The sequence below is a fragment of the Enterococcus sp. DIV1726a genome, from assembly GCF_051710985.1.
In the GTDB taxonomy this organism is placed as follows: Bacteria; Bacillota; Bacilli; order Lactobacillales; family Enterococcaceae; genus Enterococcus_B; species Enterococcus_B hirae.
The window spans coordinates 204,638-221,958 of record NZ_JBIOLS010000001.1 but is presented as its reverse complement, the minus strand read 5'-3'; the positions used below and the strand labels follow the sequence as shown (position 1 = coordinate 221,958).

Genomic DNA, 17,321 nt, shown 5'->3' with positions numbered 1-17,321 from the left:
AAAAAAATTTTTCACGTTTTTTCAATTTCAAGAATACTTATGTTAAAAAATAAAAATCTCCAATCGAATAAACGTCTATCCTTTTTCCAATAAAAAATGATTGCTCTCCTAAAGTTATCCACATCAAATATTGTTATATCAATGTCTTAACCTATTTCTAGCAAAATAAATTTCTTCTATCTTTTTTGAAATATAAAAAAAAATTATCTGAGCCACTAATAATATGCTTAGGTCCTAAACAGAAATCTTTATTTGGATAGGAGAAAGGATGAAATACAATGAAAAAGAAAATAATTGTTACTTCAGCTACTGGTATCATGCTATTTTCAAATTTACTTTTACCAAGTGCCCAAGTACTAGCTACCCAAGAAAATCTCTCATCAACTAATACTCAAGTTATTCCTAAAGCCTCAACGCAAAGTTTTACATTAAAAGGCTACGATAATACAACTTTTGCTCAAATCAGTGTTGCTAACAGTAACCTTCACTTGCAAACCTTCGCTGTTCAACCACATTGGGGCTTCTATGGAGATACTTACGCAAGTTTACAAATTAAGCGTGGAACACAAGACGTCTACAAAAAAAGCTTTGTCGGCAACCAAAAATTGACAGCTGAACAAAAAGATATTCCTTTGCAGGATGGAGATATCGTAACAATCACTCATCGTGAAGCGAATGATACTCGTTTTGCTGTCAATGACCCATCATTAAAAGGTAATACTTCTGGCGATTACACTTATGTCGTTAAAAATGGCAAATTAAGCAATATTACTTTACAACTAGCAGAAGCGACAAAAGCAGTCAATGATTTATTCAATGGCGACACACCTAAACTGGGCATCACCCAAGAACAAGCAGATGCAGCAGCGGCTAAACTTAACGCACTACCAAATTACCTGCCCCAACTTGGTCAATTATGGAATAAGCTAGAAAAAGCTTACAATGCTATCAGTGTCCATGCTGAGACACAAGGTTTCACCCTAAAAGGTTACTATGATCGAACATTTGCTCAAATTAGTGTAGTGAATAGTACTCTTCACTTACAAACAATGGCCGTTGAACCACACTCAAGATTTTATAGTGATATTTACGCAAGTTTACAAGTTAAACGTAGAACACAAGTGGTTTATCAAAAGGACTTTGTCGGCAATCAAAAATTGACAGCTGAACAAAAAGATATTCCTTTGCAGGATGGAGATATCGTAACGATCACTCATCGTGAAGCGAATGATACTCGTTTTGTTGCTACAGATCCTTCTTTAAAGGGCAATACTGCCGGCAATTACACCTATTTTGTTAAAAATGGCAAATTAGAAAACATCACTTTGCAACTGGCAGAAGCAACGAAAGCTGTCAACGAGTTGTTCAATGGCGACACACCTAAACTGGGCATTACCCAAGAGCAAGCAGATGCAGCAGCAGCTAAACTTAATGCACTACCGGATTATCTAACTCAACGCGATCAGTTATGGAATAAGCTGGAAAAGGCCTACAATGCCATCAGTGTTCAAGCTGAAACACAAGGATTTACCTTAAAAGGTTATGATAATACAACCTTTGCTCAAATCAGTGTTGCTAGAAGTAACCTCCACTTACAAACCCTCGCTGTCCAACCACATTGGGGCTTCTATGGAGATACTTACGCAAGTTTACAAATTAAACGTGGGACACAAGTGGTTTATCAAAAAAACTTTGTCGGCAACCAAAAATTGACAGCCGAACAAAAAGATATTCCTTTACAAAATGGGGATATCGTAACGATCACACATCGTGAAGCGAATGATACTCGTTTTGTTGCTACAGATCCTTCTTTAAAGGGCAATACTGCCGGCAATTACACCTATCTTGTTAAAAATGGCAAATTAGAAAACCTCACTTCGCAACTGGCAGAAGCGACGAAAGCCGTCAATGATTTATTCGATGGCGAAACACCTAAAGCTGAAAATACACAAGAACAATTAAACACAGCTTTAGAAAAAATCAATGCTTTACCTAACGGATTAGCTGAACGAACAGCTTTACAAAAAAAATATGACCAAGCTTATCTTGCATTAAAAACCTATAAAAAAACGATGTTCACCACAGCATATCCAGGAAATACTGCTGCTGCAGGAATTTTAATGGGGAAAGATCATGATCGTCAAGATTTAGGTATCCAATTAACAAAAGGTGCAAAAATTACCATTAGACAAACGAATCCAAAATTCACTTCAAAAATGACGTTGCGTTTATTAACCAATAATTCAAGTACTGAATCTGCTATTGATTTCACAACAAACAATGTCACACTAACTGCTAAAGCTTTAGCAGTACCATTTGTTTATACGCCATATAATCAAGAAAATGGGGAAAAACCACAATTAGAATTTACTGTAGAAGGACAAAAAATCCTATTACCAGTCTTTAGTAAAAATGGGGATATCGAAGCATTTAAAGATACTTGGAATCAAACAAAAGGTTATGGATTGATCAAAGGAAAGAGATTTCAAACTTTCTTACCTGAACAAAATCGCAATCAAGCTTTAAAAGTGGACCTCAACCGTCTAATTGATAAATATGATAATGATATTATCGGATCCTATAATGAATTATTAGGTTTATCTGACAATGACCCAAATCCATTGAACCGTTCTTCAGAACGTAGATATTTCTATAAAGCAGATGCTTCAGGTGCGGGTGCTCTTTATTATGGTGGCCTTTGGGCAGCACAAACTAGTACGTCTGGCGACGCTTGGTTAGGCGATGGTTGGGGAGTGCTTCATGAAACTGGTCACGGCTATCAAGGAAGCTTTATGAACAAAGGAATGGATGTCGGTGAAGTTTGGAATAATCTATATGGTGTAATTTATAATTACAAACACATGGGTAAAACTGCTGCCGATAAAAATTCTTGGCTTTATGATTATGGACACAAACAATCCATTGAAAATGCATTAAAGAATACAATCAATAGTGCTGATCCAAAATTCAATAGTCAAGATTTACGTAAAAAATTAGTCATTCTTTCAAACATCGTTGATAAAGCAGGAAATGAAGGCTTTACAAATTTCTATACAAACTACCGAAAATTTGCTAGTCAGTCAGGATTCAATGCCAATAACTATCCATTACCAGATTTGATCACAACTGAAATGGGTGCACCGAAGAAAGTGGACTTTTCTGCTGTCTTAAACGCTTGGGGCTTATCAGTATCAGAAAAAGCGAAAAAAGCAGCCGCAGATAATGGCTACCAACAAGTGGCTCATTTGGCACAAGTGGTTCCTGATAATCGATTAGATGCAGCGATTCAACAATTGACACAAAATAATCGTCTAAGTTCCGTTTTATCTTTAGTTACAAATGAAGAATTAAAACCATTGAATCTAACAAGCAACGTTACATTGAAGTTTAAAGATGGCAACTTGTTCGAAGGTATGAAATTGCGTATTTTAGATGGAAATAAACTTTATAAAGAAATTACTTTAGGTAGCGATCCAGTTACGATCAACAACATGCCAAATGGTGTATACTCTCTTGAATTGGGAACAGACACTGGTTATATCCAAAAACCATATCTTTTTGTGAAAGACAATGGTACAGTAACTATTTCATTAAATAACTATCTCAAAGAAGCCACAGAAGCTGTTGACCACTTATTCCAAGACAATGATCATTCGAAAATCAAGACAAATCTGATGCAAAAAGATATTGATCAAGCCAAGAAAAAAGTAACGGCTTTACCAAACAGTAGCCAAAAAGATAACTTATTGACACGATTAAATAATGCTTTTGATCAATTGCAAGAGTTTACTTTCAAAGGATTAGGAAACTTCCATTTTGCTTCCTTTGACGTAGCAAATGGCGTAGCAACCGTACGTACAATAGCTGGTACTCCGCATAGTTACTTCAATGATCGCTATGCAAGTATCACTATTTCACGTAATAATGAAACGCTCTATCAAAAAGAATACATTGGAGATCGTCATTATGATGCTAAAACGGATACGATCAATTTGAAGGAAGGCGACACAGTTACTGTGACACACCGAGAAGCAAATGCAACTCGTTTAGCCATCAATCATGAGAACTTGAAACACAATACAAGAGGAACATACCATTACGATGTACGTAACGGACAATTAGTTCTAAGAAAGTAAAAAATGTTATTAAAAATTCTATACTAACTATTTAACTGAAGCTGGAGCAACGATTGCGGCTCTTTGTCAATCATGAAGAGACTGGGACAAAACTTGTCTCAGTCTCTTCTAGTATTTCTAAATACGAATAAACGGTGAGATAAAACTAGTATCTTCGGAAAATTTGAGGAGCACCAAGCAGGTAACAATCAACATCAAAAACTAGTGTTTGTATTTCTTGTCAATTTTCGGAAATTCTTTCTTATTTCTTGATACTGAACAATTTTGTCTCAATCTCAAATTATAGAGTCACTATTGCCCCAGCCACTTTATTAAGGATGATTATTTTATGAAACGATCACGCAATCAAAAAATTGATCACTTGAGAGCATTAGCAATTTTGTGTATCATTCTTGCTCATACTGGATTACAAGGAATCCTGTTCAATTTGCGTTGTTTTGATGTGCCATTAATGGCCTTTTGTTTAGCTATTTCTTATTACTATAGCAGCAAGAATCTCTCCTATATTTCCTATGTCAAAAAAAGATTCACTCGTTTAATGGTTCCAACTTATATATTTCTGGCGTTATTATTTACATCACTTTTTTTCATTGCTCAGATTACCGATACTCCTTATCAATTTAATATTTTTTATATTTTGCACGCTTTTTTCATGGATACAGGTTATGGTTATGCTTGGATTATGCGAACGTTTTTTCTTGTATCTTTACTCATGCCCTTCCTGTATAAATTGAGCAAAAAATATCAGCACTTTGTGGAAATACTTGGTATTTTCACTTTATTATTAATCCTCCAAATCTTTTTAGTTTATTTGATTCCTTATGTTCCAAGCTCATGGCAAATCCTTTATACTCAACTCGTTCCTTTAGCTTTTGGCTATTGTCCGATTGCTTTACTAGGATTACTTGTTTTTCAATTAGACCGAAAAAAACTATTACACTTATCAATTGTTATCTTATGTTACTTAAGCATTAGTTTCTATCTCTACGGACTCCATGGATTAACTTACTTTAAATACCCACCACAGTTGCCTTTTATTTTATATGGCTGTTTCTGTGGCTGTTTCTTATGGTATATGTTAGCTAAATATGAAGGGAATTTCTTCGCCCCTATCAGTAATTATCTTTCTCTTCATTCACAAGAACTTTATTTTATTCATATTTTCTATATTTATATTTATGAGTTTTATTTACCAAAGGAAGGAAGTCTGTTAAACAATTGGTTCTTTAATTTTATCTATTTACTTTCTATGTCATTACTTACGTTGTTTTTGATCAATCAAGGCAAAAAGAAAGTAAAACAAATTAAGAACAAAACACGCCAAGTAGAATGTGACGAGTAACCGCAGAAGCAGGAAAGAGAAATCTCTCGCATCAACTTTCCCTACTGAAAGTCAGCTGTTTAAACGTCTTTTAGCCATTTTTTACATGCGAAAGAGCTTGGGCTGTTCGTTTTTGTCCCAAGCTCTTTTGATTTATTCTTCTTCTGCTTCAGGCAATTGATGAAATTTGATCAACTCATTCACAGCCACAGGTACGACTGATAAAAAGCCTACTAACAACCAATGGTTTAAGCTAACATGCACTAAGCCAAAGAGTTCTTGGGTAAACGGTAAAAGTGCAATGACAGTAGTGATGACCAATGAAAGTACCGCCATTTCCAATAACGATTTATTCGTTGCTAAGTTCACTTTGAAAATTGACTGACTGCTACGCACATTGAATACATGGAGGATTGACGAGTATGCTAACACTAAAAAGGCAACTGTCTGTCCAACTTCTTGTCCTGCATCGACCCAAGGGCTAATGGTATCGACATAGCTTCCCAAATAATAACCAAACAAAGTCACGATCGTAAATATAGTCGCATTGATCGCAATTTTTTGTAGTAATCCTCGAGCAAAAATCCCTTCATTCTTAGGAATCGGTGCTTCGTCCATGATCCCTTTTTCTGCTGGTTCACGCCCCAAAGCAAATCCAGGCAACCCATCAGCAACCACGTTGACAAACAACAATTGAACTGCTGTAAACGGTGCTCCCCAGCCCACTAGCATCGCAATCAACACAATAAAAATTTCTGAGACATTACAACTCAACAAAAAGTTGATCGCTTTACGAATGTTTTGATAGACGGAACGTCCTTGACTAACCGCATCGACGATCGTTGCAAAGTTGTCATCGGTCAAGATCATATCTGATGCACTCTGTGCCACGTCAGTTCCAGTGATTCCCATTGCACACCCCACGTCACTTGCCTTCAAAGCGGGTGCATCGTTGACACCATCTCCAGTCATAGCAACTACTGCACCAGTTCGTTGCCATGATTTAACGATCCGGATCTTGTCTTCCGGCGTAACACGAGCATAGACAGAAAGGTCTTTGACACGTTCGTCTAATTCATCATCAGATAGTGCTTGTAGTTCTGAGCCCGACAGTGCTTCGGCTGGATTCGTTAAAATACCTAATTCTTTGGCTATGGCACTAGCCGTAACAACATGATCTCCGGTGATCATCACTGTTTTGATTCCTGCTTTTTTCGCTCGTTTGATTGCTCCTTTACTTTCAGGACGAGGCGGATCAATCATACCGATCAAACCAATCAAACGTAAATCTTTTTCTAATGCTTCTGAAGTGATTTCTTGCGGTTCTTCTTCATAGGTAGCATAACCTACCGCAATGACCCTTAAAGCTTTTTTCCCAAAGCTATCATTGACGATCGTGGCCTGTTCAATGTCTCCTGAAGTAAAACGCGAAGCTAGGACGTCAAAAGCGCCTTTCGTAATTGAAATATATTTTTCACCCATTTGATGAACCGTTGTCATCATCTTACGGTCTGAATCAAAGGGTAGTTCTGCCACTCTCGGGTACTTTTCTTCTAATTCCTCTTTTGTGTGATAATTTTCTTCAACCGCTCTTACGATCGCGGCTTCTGTAGGGTTTCCTTTGACAATCAATTCATCATTTTCTTTTTCGACCGTCACATCGGTACAAAGAGCAGCCATCTTCAAGATTTCCATCGCACTGTTGGTCATTGAGTCCTCTACATCAGTCACTTCATCTTCTTTGCTCCAAACTCGGCGGACACGCATTTTATTTTGTGTCAGCGTTCCCGTTTTATCTGAACAAATCACATTGGCTGTTCCTAAAGTCTCAACTGCGGGGAGCTGACGAATAATGGCATGTTTCTTCGCCATTTTTTGGACACCATATGCTAAAGTCAATGTAACGATAACTGTCAATGTTTCTGGCACCGCAGCGACGGCTAAAGAAATGGATGTCATAAACATTTCCAGTAAGGGTTCTCCTTGGAGTTCACCAATAATAAACACTAACGCTGCAGCAGCTAATGCGATAAAACTGATGCGTTTACCTAGTTGATTCAATCGAATTTGTAATGGTGTTTTTTGAGCAGTGTTGTCATTTAATAGTCCAGCGATCTTACCCATCTCGGTTTTCATCCCGATAGCGGTCACAATCGCTTTCCCACGACCAGCTGCGACTGTACACCCTTTAAACACCATATTGATTTGATCACCTAAGGCATCATCTTCTTGACTCACATAATCTGCATCTTTTTCGACCGCTTCACTTTCACCAGTCAGTGCCGATTCCTCTACTCTTAATTGCGAGGTTTCAACTAATCGAGCATCCGCCGCAATGGCTGAGCCAGATTCCAAGACCAGAACATCTCCCACAACTAGGTGTTCAGCATCCACTTTTTCAACTTTGCCATCTCGGATGACTGTGGCAGTTTGCTTGTTCATATCCTGAAGAGATTCCAACGCTTTTTCGGCATTTCCTTCTTGTACGATAGCTAATACTGAATTAATGATTACGATCGCAATGATCAACAGTCCTTCAAATAAATCCCCATGTTCGGTGGCAAAGGCAGTATAAAAAGAAATGACTGCTGCTACAAGTAAAATAATCGTAGTAAAATCAGATAAACTTCGTAAAAACTTTTTTGCCAATGACTCTTTAGGCGCTTCCTCAAATTTGTTTTTCCCTTGTTCTTGACTTCTTTTTTCTGCTTCTTGGGTCGTTAACCCCTGTTCAATTGTTGTTTTTGTTTCACTCTCCACTTCTTTCACTGTTTTCTTAAAATCATCCATCCTATTCCTCCTTTATTTTAAGCACACAAAAAAGGTACTTATTTTACTATACCATTGTTAAATTGCCTTATTCAACTATACCGCTTGTTGCTTCTCTAAAATAAGCATATCTCGTGAGCTTCTTTTTTGCAACCGCTAACAAAGTGTGCTATATTATAAGTGTAAGGAAGGAGGATACCATCAAATAAACAAAAGAATTTCTCGATAGATTAGTATAAGCAAACAAAGTTGTTAAAAGGTACAGGTTTCACCAATGAGGTCATATGAAGTATAATCTTTTACAAATAGTGAATGCGTATGAGGCGTTAGATCATGCAGTATCTAAACCAGAAGTAACATGATACGTAAAAAAGAAGAACATGAATATCTGAAAACTGAATAGAATCAAGAGATGTTTCAACTGTTGAAGATGTAACAAAAACAAGATTTTTTGTTTATCAAGAAGAAATTCAACACGGTACTTTGCATGGGTCATGGAAAGTTACACTTATTTTGTTTATTTGATTCCTTCCGCATACGAAGAGCTGGGCTTATCGAGAGCCCAGCTTTTTTTGTCGCCTGAGTTTATTTATCTTCTGCAATAAACGAATCCATGTCTCCTACACTTTTTAATTCCAACTAAAACAAAGAATAGAAAAAAATCAGTCAAAGAACCCATTTTTCTAGTTGAGGATTCTTTGACTGATAATTTATAATGGGCAATTACTGCCATTTTGTTTAATTGTATTGAAACAGCTTTTTTATCTTTATTTGACAAACATTGCATCGCCGAAACTAAAGAAGCGATAACGTTCATCAATAGCATGTTGGTAAGCTGCTAATGTTAATTCTCGTCCAGCAAAGGCACTCACTAACATGACTAACGTTGATTTTGGTAAATGGAAGTTTGTTGAAAAGGCCTCTACTACTTTAAACTGATAACCTGGTGTGATAAAAATATCTGTCCAACCACTATCTGCTTTGATTTCACCATCAAATTTGGTTCCAATCGTTTCAAGTGTACGGATCGAAGTCGTTCCTACGGCGATGATCTTGCCACCATTTTGACGGACTTGATTTAAGCGACTTGCTGCTTCTTCTGTTAGACGATAAAATTCACTGTGCATATGGTGTTCTTCAATCTTGTCCACACTGACCGGCCGGAATGTTCCTAACCCTACGTGAAGTGTCAAATAAACGAGTTCTACCCCTTTTGCTTCGATTTCTGCTAACAATTCTTTGGTAAAATGTAATCCAGCTGTAGGAGCTGCTGCTGACCCGTTTTCTTTTGCATAAACAGTTTGGTAACGATCTGGATCCTCTAAACGTTCTTTGATATAAGGAGGTAAAGGCATTTCGCCCAATGATTCCAACGTTTCAAGAAAAATACCTTCGTATTCAAATTCAATGATTCTTCCGCCATGTTCTAATTCTTCTTTGACAACTGCTTGTAAGCGACCATCACCAAAGGTAATCCGCGTGCCTACTTTTGCTCGTTTTGCCGGTTTGATCAACGTTTCCCAAGTATCTCCTTCTGTATTTGTCAAAAGTAATACTTCGAGGTGTGCACCTGTTTCAATTTTTTCACCATATAAACGAGCTGGCAACACACGTGTATTATTCATCACTAGCGCATCTCCTGGATGCAATTCTTCTAAGATGTCATGGAAATGTTTATCCGACATTTCCCCAGTTGTACGATCTAAAACTAGTAACCGAGAATGGTCACGGTCTTTTAGGGGTGTTTGAGCGATCAACTCTTCTGGTAAATCAAAGTCAAAATCTTCTGTTGTTAACATATCGTCACTCACTTTCTATCTTCTGCCTTGTCATTCTAACATTTTTACTGTTGCCTTGGCAAAACCCGCACTCGAAAAAAGAAGAAAGAGAAACGAACGAACAAACCGATTTCTTGCAAGTGATCGTTTTATTTTTTTATAGATTTGATTGCCTCATTGATATGATTGAGTTCAAAACGTTTAATTGTGCCTCCAAACTCCACAGTGATTAAGTCATTCAATTTCTTTGCATCCATTTCTTTGACAATCGCTAAGACCCCTTCTTGTCCTTCTGGGATACAGTTAGCAATATAATGAAAAACATTTTTAGATTTTTTCTCTGCATGATGCGCTTGCCCAAAACCAATGACATCGCCAATTGCCCAGCCAAAAATCGCCCCTAATGGACCACCGATAAAGCCAATGATAATACCTAAAATACTATCACGCCACTCATTCTTTTCGCCTGAAAGATTCTCAAAATCCATCACTGTGAATCCTCTTTCGTCAAACGCGCGTTGAGCTAACATCACTTGTTGAACCTCAACATCTGGTTTTAGATCATTTCTTTTAAGTTTATTGAACACTTCTAAGCAGTGAACATCTTCCGCCATGTTGATCACTATTAGTGTATTTTCCGGCTCTACTTCGATGTTTGGATCCAGAGCTAGATCTTCCATTTCATAAAAAGAAGAATAATCATTTAGATCACCTGAAGCAATTTTAGCCATCAACATTTCTGACTTATTGAGTTGATCGTCAGATACTTTTTGAAAGTTGCCCATTTGATCCTTGATTTCTTTATATTGATCTTCCGTCAAGACTTTTCCATTTTCAGTATTTCTATAATATTGTGCCATTGTCTTTTCAGCTCCTTCAAATAAATTGGATAAACATGTTCTACTAAAAAAATACATCAATTGAGTGACACTTTTTTATTTATTTTTTTTGTAATTAGAAAATAAATAAATAAAAAAATGCCTGAGTTTCTCACTCAAGCATTTTCTGGTCTTTAACATTTATTTCTTCAAATGATAACTATACGTACTTATCACGATATTTTCTCGCCAAGATAAACGAAGTCTTAATCGTAAACTTGTTTGATTGTGTAAGATATTTTGCCAACGACGGTTTGGTACAAACTGTGGAATCAATACTGTCGTCGTATAGTTTTGTTTTGCGGCATTTTTACTTACCAGATCAACGTAGCGGATAATTGGATTTTCAATGGAACGATAAGAAGAATGGACAACTGAAAAACGGACATCAGGAAAATGTTTCTTAAAGTCTGCTTCAATTTCTTTTTCTTTTGCTATATCTTCATCCAATGACACGTGCATGGCCACCACATAATCCCCGATCGAACGAGCATAATTGATCGCACCGATATTAACACGTGTGACATTTCCTACTAAAACCAGCACGGTATTTCCATCATAGTCATGTAACTTGGCGTCCGTTTCCAGTCTCAGCTGTTCTGCTACCTTTTTGTAGTGATCATGAATGCGATAGAAAATATACATCACAATTGGCATGATGATAAAGAATGGCCAAATATCACCTAAGCGGTAAACGAACAAAATCGCAATGATCGCATAAGAGATAAACGCACCTGTGATATTTGCAATAGATTTTCCTAACCAGTTCTTTCCTTCTTTTTTCCATTTAACGACCATTCCTGTTTGCGATAGCGCAAAAGGAATAAATACACCGATCGAGTATAACGGAATCAAGCGTTCCGTTGAACCATGGAAAATAAATAAGAGAATGATCGAACCAAAAGCTAATGTCATGATCCCATTTGAGTACCCTAAACGATCGCCACGATCTTGATACATATGTGGCATGAACTTATCTTTTGCCAAATTGTATGCTAATACTGGGAATGCAGAGAATCCAGTATTGGCAGCAACCGCCAAGATCAAAGCGGTAGCAAATTGTAATACATAATACAATACGCCATGGCCAAAGACAGCTTTCCCGATCTGAGACAATACAGTAACTTCTTTTTCAGGTACGATCCCATACCAATAGTTGATGAACGTGATACCGACAAAGAAGAAGCCTAAGATCAAAGCCATCATTGTTAAAGTTGCTGCTGCATTTTTTGCTCGAGGTTTCTTGAAAAATGGTACGGCATTACTAATTGCTTCAACCCCTGTTAAAGAAGAAGAACCTGAAGAGAATGCTCGCAAAATCAATGCGATCGACACCCCTGGGATTGCAGCTCCAGGTAAGGCTGTTGCATGTAATGGTACGGCACCAGTAATGATATTAAACAGTCCGACCGCAATTAGCAACGTAATCACAATGATGAACGTGTAAACAGGGAATAGCAAGAAAGAAGCCGATTCCCTTAACCCGCGTAAATTCAGCATCATCAAGAGCAATACGATTGCAACTGAGATTGCTACTTGGTGACCATACAATGCGGGAATTGCCGAGGTAATCGCTTCGGCACCAGCTGACACGGAAACAGCTACCGTCAACATATAGTCGATCAACAAGGAACCTCCAGCGATCAACCCGGCATTTTTCCCAAGGTTTTCACTGCTGACGACGTAAGCTCCTCCGCCTTGAGGATACGCGTGAATGATTTGACGGTAAGAGAGAGTTAATGAAATCAATAGAATAATAACAAATGCTGCAATTGGCAGCGAATACCAAATGGCTGCAGTTGACAAGGCAACTAAAACAACCACAATCTGCTCTGTACCGTAAGCAATGGATGATAGGGCATCCGATGACAGCAATGCTAACGCGGCAAAACGAGTTAATTTATGCTCGTCGTTTTCAGCAGATTTCAACGGCTTACCTACTAACAACCTTTTTAAGTAGTCCAATTTTTTTACTCCTTTACACACATATTTACTTCAAAATTATTATTGTCAAAATTAAAAAAAATTTATCTTAAACAAGATGTTATAGTACGCTCCCATAATATAAAAGTCAATAAACTTTCATAAAATTAATTGAAAAAAATTAGAAAAAAAACAGTATTTTTTTCAATCGTACGTTAAATTAGCAAATGCCTTACATTTCAACGACTTTTTTCCTTTTCTGTCAAAAAATGTAACATCTCACTCATCGAGATTTTTCTTTCCTATTCAATAAAAACTTTTACTTTTCGTAGAACTTGAACAACCAGCACTTTCCAAAAAATAAGTAAACGGACTGTGATTTTTTCTAGCAATCATCAATCATTGTGGAATCAGCCATAACACACTTTACTTTTCTATTTTCAATTTTTTCAATTAAACTCGTTGTTTCTACAAAAAGAAAAAAATAGCTCCTCTGATCACCTAAGCTCTGTTAATAAAATAAAGGCCTTGTCAGACGAAAATACATGACTATTTCTGTCTAACAAGGTCTTCTTTTTTCAAACTGGTTATTGCTTTAACTACTAGTGGAAAATATGACTCTGATGTGCTGCTTCTTTGAATTTGACCATTTTTTCTTGGACATAAGGCGCAACTGCCGTTCCAATAACACCAAAGCTAACGAATAGACCAATCATGATCCAAATCGCATTTGCAGCATTTGGCCAATAGATTCCTCCTGCTGATTCTCGTAATAGATTAACCGCATGAGTGAATGGCAAGAATGGATTGATCATTTGGAAGAACTTCCCTGATACTTGGATAGGATAGTTCCCACCTCCACCAGAAATCGATAGCACGAGGATAATGATCGCAAGTCCCTTTCCAACATTATCAAATAGCGCCGCTAAAACATACACGATCATCATAAAGGCTAGCGAGATCAAAACGGCAAAGGACACGCTGTAAACTGGATTATGGACATCTACACCTAATAAAAAGATATTTCCTAAAGTAACGATCAAACTTTGTGCGATAGCCATCGTTAAGAACGTGAGCATTCGAGCAACAAATTGTTCTCGTTTTGTAAAATTGTTTCTTTCTTTTTTACCGAGATAATAATCGGTTGTCGCTACACTTGAGAGTAAGACAGCTCCCACCCACAAGCAAAGTGCTGTATAAAATGGCGTACTTGCCGATCCGTTGTTTGCAATTGGATACATCGTATTGGTTTTTAATTCTACTGGTTGCGTAAAGAAGTCACTCTCTTTCGTGGCATCTAGTTTCAATAATTTGATCACTTCTCCTAGATCAACTTCTTTTTCTCCTTTACGAATAGCATCTGCTGCTTTTTGGATACCTGTCTTGATGTTTGGCCAATCATTATTGATCAAATCAGCTGCTGCATTTACTGCCGTTTCAACTTGTGGCATTTTTTCATTCGCTGTTGTCATCGTACTTGTGATTTCATTTTTGATCGTTGGCCAGTCATTTTGGATAAAGTTAGCAGCTGTACTCAATTTGTTGGCTAACACTGGCAAATCATTATTATACAGATCGGCTCCTTTATTGATCCCATTGACGATCGTTTCCATATTACCATTCAACATGGTGTTTGCATCATGGATCTCTTGTCCGATCGCTGGCATTTCTTTTTGGTACTTCTCTAATATCGCCACTGCATTGGTCACTGTTGCTTTTGTTGAATTTAACAGCGAATCAAAATCGATTTGGTCAGCCTTGCTTAACGCACCTTGAGCTGTTTCAATCGTACTGATGACTTGATTTAATAGTGAATCCACAGTTGAACTGACTTGGTTCACATCGATTCCAGCAATCAAGTTATTGACATTTTTAGCAGCAGTTTGAATTTGCCCTAAGATATTTCTTACGTTATCGATATTGCCTTCTTGAATGGCTTGTTTCAACGCAGGCAGACGATTTTGTAAGCCGCTTAGAACTGGCTTGATACTATTCAATGTATCGATTAGTTTTTGGAGCTTGGTATTACCCGTTTGATTCTGTAACTGTGTCAAAAAGGTAATCAACTGATCAATCGCTTGTTGCTGTGCTGGTAAACTATTGTAGAGATTATCCAATAATTTGAGTAAGTTTCCCTTCTCTTCTTCCGTCAATTGATTATCTGCAATTGCCTGATCGACACTCGCTGTGAATGAATCAATAGACGTTGCTACCTGACTAATCGATTGTATCGTTGTATTCACACTTGTTGTGATACCTGGTAATGCGTCTTTTAATTGCTCTGCACCTGATTTTGTTTGAGTAGCTAGGTCGTTTGCTTGTGTTTCTAATTTCTTCACGTCAGGTAAGATTTCTTGGACTTGTTGAATGATCGACAACCCTTGTTTCGCTTCAGTGATTCCTTGATCCATCGTTTCTTGGATCGATGAAAAATCCTGATCGATCTCAGCAATTTGTCGACCTGCATTTTGGATTTCCGGTATTTTTTGTTGTAAATCTAAAATGATTTTCGCTTGCTCTTGGAGCTGTGGCATTTTATCATTCAGTGCAACCACTTTTTGTCCCATTTCATCGACTTGTGGGAGATAGTCCACAAATTCATTGGCTTTGTTTAACTTTTCTTTAATAGAAGGTAGTTGTTTTTGTAAATCGAGTACTTGTTGCGTATAACCGTCGATCGTATCAAGGTTCTCATCCGTTGAAAGTATCATTGATTTGACCTTATTGATACTTACTAGATTCGAATCAATGTCATAACCGATCTCGTTAAAGACCTTCAATAACGTTGAACTAGCTGTCTTGATAAATTCATCTGTAATTTGGGTTTGGATCGCAGAAGCTCCTTTATCGGTGATCTTAGGAGCAATCGCATTGATTTTCTCATTCACCGTGTATTCGATTTTTGGCTTTCTGATCTCTCCACTCGTAAAACTTAACAAGTCTTCTGAGAAATCCTTCGGTAAGTAGATTCCTGCATAATATTTCCCAGAACGAACCCCTTGTTCCAGTTCTGCTTTTGAGTCAACGAATTGCCATCCGAGTTGTTTATTGTCATGAAGTGATTTGATCACTTCTTTCCCAATTGCGACTTCTTTCCCTCGAAATTCTGCCGGTTGATCTGCACTGTAAACCGCAATAGGCAATTCACCGGTATTTCCGTAAGGATCCCATAACGCTTTGATGTTGAACCACGCATATAATGAAGGGATAATCATAATTGCAATGATCAAAAGTGTAGCAATTGGATTTTTAAAAATTCTTTTCCAGTCAAGTAGATATAATTTTAATGTGTTTTTGATTGACCGCATAAATATCCCCTTCTTCTTTTTTCAGCTGCATTACTTTACCATGTAAATCATGTAATTTTCAATTCCCTTTTTTCAAAAAGCTCGATAATTTAGACATAATAGTCAAACTGTCCGATTGTCTGACCATAGAATTGAAGAAATAGTTAAATTTTACATGTACCACTTTACCATTAAATAAAGCAGAAAGAAATTTTCATGCTAAAAATCAGAAGAAGAAAACGCATCCAGAAAAAGTTTGCTCCTTTTACCAGCCCAGCTCTAATCATAAGTTAATACGATTTTACCTGCAGAGGGGTGTCCTTCAAGTTGATGGTGCGCCCAGATTAAATGATCAAGAGTTGCAGCTAATTCTTCTGCTACAAAAATATGGTAATTTCCTGTTTTATATGCAGCAATTAAATGAGTCAAAGCTTCTTGATCTGAGTATTCTTTTCTAGGAACAAAAGTCTCATAAAACCCATTTTTTTTCTGACGAGATGCAAGGGAAGGCAATTCGTTCAACGCAACATAATGACCTTCTTCTTTCATAATTTTGATAGCCATGTCTCCCGCGATGCTTCCTTTCGTCGCATCGATCACAATATCTGCTTGATTACTGAATACTTCTCCAGGATTTTCTTGATCATAAGAAGAAAAATGAGTAACGCCTAAACTTCGGACTAATTCTTCATTTGTCTTTGATGCACTAGCTAACGTCCGAATCCCTTTTTGATGAAGTAATTGGATCAAACTAGTTCCTACGCCTCCTGAAGCTCCGGTCACCATTACCGTATCAGTTGGTTGGATCGTTAGCAGATGATTAATCACATTGTAAGCAGTGATCCCCGTCGTTACCATTGCAGCTGCTTCTCCCCAACTCATTTCATCTGGTATTTTAGCCACTTTACTTGCTGGTAAGACGATTTCTTCACCGTAAGCACCTGACACAGGATGAACGACTACACGGTCCCCCACAGCAAATGAATCGACGTCACTTGCTACTTCCGTCACGATTCCAGCACCATCATTCCCTAATACGTAAGGGAATGTTAAGGTTCGGACTTCCTTCATCTTTCCTGAACGCAAAGCGACATCATAAGGATTGATACTAAACGCTTTCAATTCCACACGAAGATGATTTGGCGTGACCTTCCTTGGTGTGTCTACTATTTCTTTAAACACCTTTTCAGCTGGCCCATAACCACTAATAGCAAACCTACGCATCTCTA

Annotated in this window: 8 protein-coding genes; 2 read left to right on the top strand and 6 right to left on the bottom strand. The window is 37.5% G+C overall.

Annotation, left to right across the window (positions count from 1 at the left end):
• The first annotated feature begins 278 nt into the window (after nt 1–278).
• Nucleotides 279–4,136 (top strand): putative mucin/carbohydrate-binding domain-containing protein, encoded by a 3,858-nt coding sequence (locus tag IGJ27_RS01060; protein WP_016249923.1) that lies wholly within the window; start codon nt 279–281, stop codon nt 4,134–4,136.
• Between the two features lie 328 nt (nt 4,137–4,464).
• A complete protein-coding gene (locus IGJ27_RS01055; RefSeq protein ID WP_010736869.1) occupies nt 4,465–5,478 on the top strand; it encodes an acyltransferase family protein in 1,014 nt (337 codons plus the stop codon).
• 132 nt (nt 5,479–5,610) lie between these two features.
• Here IGJ27_RS01055 and IGJ27_RS01050 read toward each other — a convergent pair whose 3' ends face one another.
• The 6 genes from IGJ27_RS01050 to IGJ27_RS01025 all read right to left on the bottom strand — a co-directional run bounded on the left by IGJ27_RS01050 (nt 5,611) and on the right by IGJ27_RS01025 (nt 17,316).
• The gene (locus IGJ27_RS01050; protein WP_081128304.1) at nt 5,611–8,247 is read right to left on the bottom strand and encodes a cation-translocating P-type ATPase; all 2,637 of its coding nucleotides are present in this window, start codon (nt 8,245–8,247) and stop codon (nt 5,611–5,613) included.
• A 746-nt stretch (nt 8,248–8,993) separates the two neighbouring features.
• Nucleotides 8,994–10,025, bottom strand: a complete 1,032-nt coding sequence (queA, locus tag IGJ27_RS01045) for a tRNA preQ1(34) S-adenosylmethionine ribosyltransferase-isomerase QueA (RefSeq protein ID WP_010720324.1) — start codon at nt 10,023–10,025, stop codon at nt 8,994–8,996.
• Between the two features lie 128 nt (nt 10,026–10,153).
• On the bottom strand, nt 10,154–10,864 hold the full coding sequence (locus tag IGJ27_RS01040) for a hypothetical protein (RefSeq protein ID WP_178306250.1): 711 nt from the start codon (nt 10,862–10,864) through the stop codon (nt 10,154–10,156).
• Nucleotides 10,865–11,023: 159 nt separating this feature from the next.
• The gene (locus IGJ27_RS01035) at nt 11,024–12,847 is read right to left on the bottom strand and encodes an amino acid permease (protein WP_010720326.1); all 1,824 of its coding nucleotides are present in this window, start codon (nt 12,845–12,847) and stop codon (nt 11,024–11,026) included.
• Nucleotides 12,848–13,407: 560 nt separating this feature from the next.
• Nucleotides 13,408–16,113: a YhgE/Pip domain-containing protein gene (locus IGJ27_RS01030; RefSeq protein ID WP_178306251.1), complete on the bottom strand. Its 2,706-nt coding sequence runs from the start codon at nt 16,111–16,113 to the stop codon at nt 13,408–13,410.
• A 258-nt stretch (nt 16,114–16,371) separates the two neighbouring features.
• Nucleotides 16,372–17,316 (bottom strand): NADP-dependent oxidoreductase, encoded by a 945-nt coding sequence (locus IGJ27_RS01025; RefSeq protein ID WP_178306252.1) that lies wholly within the window; start codon nt 17,314–17,316, stop codon nt 16,372–16,374.
• Between the last annotated feature and the right edge of the window lie 5 nt (nt 17,317–17,321).